This window comes from Variovorax sp. P4_D9, assembly GCF_056401695.1.
This window is the reverse complement of sequence record NZ_JBFUIU010001053.1, coordinates 1-2,622: the sequence shown is the minus strand read 5'-3', so window position 1 is coordinate 2,622 and position 2,622 is coordinate 1. Positions and strand designations below refer to the sequence as shown.

General features: G+C 71.6%; 2 protein-coding genes. Both read right to left on the bottom strand.

The window, feature by feature from the left end:
• Positions 1–257 (bottom strand): hypothetical protein (locus AC1DY5_RS50730; protein WP_478121867.1); only part of this gene is annotated, 257 nt, incomplete at its 3' end.
• 380 nt (positions 258–637) lie between these two features.
• Positions 638–2,622 (bottom strand): heavy metal translocating P-type ATPase (locus AC1DY5_RS50725; RefSeq protein ID WP_478121866.1); only part of this gene is annotated, 1,985 nt, incomplete at its 5' end.

The window sequence follows — 2,622 nt, the reverse complement described above, 5'->3', positions numbered from 1 at the left end:
ATGGCCATCACCGTGCGGCCGATCCGTGCGCMGGCATCGATCAGCGAGCTCGCACTGCGGGTGCCCGGACGCGCCGGTCCGGGCCGCGCGAGCAGCACCCTGAACAGAGCCACCAGCACCGTCGCGCCGGCGTACATGACCAGCGCGAGATAGCTGGTGTCGAGCACCGCGCCCGTGAGCATGGTCGACAGCGACACGTTGCCGAGCAGGCTCGCGGCGAACCGGAAGCAGCGCCAGGTCGCTGCCGGTCGAGACATCGGAGGGCTGCTGGACGGCCGCGGATTGGCGCGCGAGCGCGTCCTCGAAGCGCTGCAACTCGTCCGCCTCGACGGCCCGGCGCATCACCGCCTGGACGATTTTCTCGTCAGCGTCGGCGTCGGCACGGGCCGTGATCTCGGCCGGCGCGATGGCCTGACGCAGTGGCGGATTCGGTGGCGGGCGCCACAGTCGCGGCTTGCGTGCCCGCGAAGCACAATGCGCAGGCGACGCCCGAGAGCAGGGTGCGGAAGGCGCGGCCCGCCGCTGCGCTCATGCGCTCCTGCCGGGAGCCCGGAAACTGGTCATGTCACATCCTCGGGAATGGTCGGCGCTCGGGCCTCGCCGGGCCGCGGATGTTGCTTTCGAAGCGCGAGGCCTGTCAAGGCGAACGAACAGGCGCGGCCGCGCCGCGCAGCAGCCGCAGTCCGTTGGCGACCACCAGCAGGCTCGCGCCCATGTCCGCGAACACCGCCATCCACATGGTGGCGCCGCCGAACACCGCCAGCACGAAAAACACCGCCTTGATTCCCAGTGCCAGCGTGATGTTCTGCCACAGCACCGTGTGCGTGCGGCGCGACAGCCGGATCGTCTCCGCGATGCGGCCGAGATCGTCGTTCATGATCACCACGTCGGCGGCTTCCATGGCCGTATCGGTGCCGGCGGCGCCCATCGCGAAGCCGATGTCGGCCTGGGCCAGCGCCGGCGCGTCGTTGATGCCGTCGCCGGTCATGCCGGTCGGGCCGTAGCGCCGGCGCATGTCGTGGATGGCCGACAGCTTGTCTTGCGGCAGCAGCCCGCCGCGCGCATCCTCGATGCCGGCCTCGCGCCCGATCGCCCGGGCGGTCGCCGGGTTGTCGCCGGTCAGCATCACGGGGCTGACGCCCAGTTGGCGCAGCGCAGCGATGGCCTGCACCGAACTCGCCCTGATCGTGTCGGCCACCGCGAACAGTGCCAGCACGCCGCCCGCGTCCGCCAGCAGGGTGACGGTGCGGCCTTGCGCCTCATGGGCCTCCAGTTCAGCTTCGAGAGCCGGGTCGGCCTGTTCGCGCTCGGCGATCAGGCGGTGATTGCCCAGCACCATCGGTCGGCCGTCGACGGCGCCTTCGACGCCGCGCCCCGGYAAGGCTTTGAACCCGTCGATCGCCATCGCGTCGCCTTCGATGCCCTGGGCGATCGCCGTCGACACGGGGTGGTCGGAGCGCAGCGCGAGGCTCCTGGCCCAGCGCCGGACCTGGGCCTCGTCGGCCCCGTGCCAGGCCTGGAAGGCCACCAGCCTCGGCTTGCCTTCGGTCAGGGTCCCGGTCTTGTCGAAGGCCACGGCCTTCAGCAGGCGAGCATGCTCGAGGTGCGAGCCGCCCTTGATCAGGATGCCGCGGCGCGCGGCCGCTGCCAGGCCGCTGACCACTGTGACCGGCGTTGAAATGACCAGCGCGCAAGGGCAGGCGATCACCAGCAGCACCAGCGCCTTGTAGATGGCGGCGAGCCAGGGCCAGGCCAGCAGCAGCGGCGGCAGCACGGCCACCGCCAGGGCGAGAGCGAACACGGTGGGCGTGTAGACCGCGGCGAAGCGATCGACGAAGCGCTGGGTCGGGGCGCGCGTGCCCTGGGCTTTCTCGACGGCATGGATGATGCGAGCCAGGGTCGAGTCGTCGGCGCCCGCCGTGACCCGGAATTCCAGCTCGCCGTTCTGGTTGATGGTGCCGGCGAAGACCGGGCTGCCGCGCTCCTTGTCGGCCGGGATGCTCTCGCCGGTGACGGGCGACTGGTCGATGCTGCTGTGGCCCCGGGTGACCACGCCGTCGAGCACCACGCGCTCGCCGGGTTTCACGCGCGCGATCGCGCCCAGCGGGATGTCGGTGGCCTTGGTTCGGCGCCAGCTGCCGTTCGGCTGCGCCACCTCGGCGACCTCGGGCGCCAGTTCGACCAGGCCCTTGATCGCGTTGCGCGCGCGGTCGACCGCGCGCGCCTCGATCAGTTCAGCGATGGCATAAAGAGCCATCACCATGGCCGCCTCGGGCCATTGGCCGATGACGAAGGCGCCGGTGACGGCGACCGACATCAGGGCGTTGATGTTGAGCTTGCCGTGGCGCAGGGCGCCGAGGCCCTTGGCGTAGGTTTCGAGCCCGGCCAGCCAGATCGCGACGGCCGCGACCGCCATCCCCGCGGCGGTCCAGGCGGCGGCGTCGGGGGCGAAGAAGGAAATCGCCTCGGCCAGCACGGCGAAGCCCAGCGCTGCCGCCAGCCGCAGGTAGCCGGTGCTTTTGGCGTGTTCGTGCAGGTCGCCAACCGCTGCCGCCTGCGCTGCCGCCAGAGGCTCGGGCGCGAAGCCGGCCGTGCGGATGGCGGCCAGCGCCTGCCGGACCG